Origin of the sequence: Ruminococcus sp. 210702-SL.1.03, assembly GCF_020559915.1 — a bacterium.
Taxonomy (GTDB): Bacteria; Bacillota; Clostridia; order Oscillospirales; family Ruminococcaceae; genus YE71.
In genome coordinates this window covers 1-257 of the sequence record NZ_JAJCLZ010000169.1, presented here as the reverse complement: position 1 = coordinate 257, position 257 = coordinate 1, and the positions used below count along the sequence as shown (strand labels likewise).

Here is a 257-nt window from a genome sequence, read left to right as displayed (position 1 = left end):
CGGCAGAGTACGTATGTATCAGGCGCTTAAGTACAGAAAAGAAGTCGGCAAGCTTAATGGGATCAATATCCCGTGCGAAGCAACCGTTCGCAGCGTGATGGAGCAGATAAACCTGATTCATAGACCCAAACGAAAGCCCAACGGGATCACCAGAGCTGACCGTGAAGCACACAAATCAGACGATCTTCTGAAACGTGATTTCACAGCGGCTGCACCGCTGCAAAAGTGCGTGACAGATATTACAGAAATTCCGGCAA

1 pseudogene is annotated in these 257 nt (G+C 49.0%); it reads left to right on the top strand.

From position 1 onward, the window contains the following. Positions 1-13: 13 nt before the first annotated feature. Positions 14-257 (top strand): annotated as a pseudogene (locus LI114_RS13970) (IS3 family transposase); the annotation flags it as partial.